This window comes from Vibrio sp. YT-19(2023) (assembly GCF_033337395.1).
In genome coordinates, this window is record NZ_JAWOQN010000695.1 from 1 (window position 1) to 623 (window position 623).

At 46.7% G+C, this 623-nt stretch carries 1 pseudogene; it reads right to left on the bottom strand.

Features of this window, described 5'->3' with window-relative positions:
- Positions 1-555, bottom strand: a pseudogene (locus tag R7E78_RS27930) (PTS transporter subunit IIC); the annotation flags it as partial.
- Between the last annotated feature and the right edge of the window lie 68 nt (positions 556-623).

A 623-nucleotide genomic window follows, 5' to 3' on the forward strand; every position in this document is an offset into this window, starting at 1 on the left:
TTTGTCTGAGATGCCTTTAAATGCAGGAACGATTTCTGCGATAACCATACGTACACCTTGTAGGATGACGTACACACCACCTGCAAATGTGATGGATTGCATTAGCGCAAACATAGACCAATGTTTACCACCACTGACTTCACGGACAAAATCGCCGCCAGCGAACAAACACGTCACCATAAAGATGATGCCCATTGTGAACGAGATAGCCACTGGCGTATCGCGTAAGAACAACAAGCTCTTAGGGACATTCATCTCTTCTGTTGAGTGCTCTTTGTTACCAAACTTGCTGCCAATGAAACCAGCTAGGACGTAAGAAAGGGTAGAGAAGTGACCAATCGCAACGTCGTCTGAGCCTGTTACTTGCTTCATGTATTTGTGCGCAATTGCAGGGAAGAACACCATTACAGAACCCACAACCACAGAGCCAAGAGCGATCAGTGGAACACCTTTCATGCCGCTAGATGCCAGAATCGCCGCCACCATCATCGACATAAATAGTGTGTGGTGACCTGTTAGGAAGATGAATTTCCACGGCGTGAAACGAGCGAAAATTCATCATCGACATAAATAGCGTGTGGTGACCTGTTAGGAAGATGAATTTCCACGGCGTGAAACGAGCG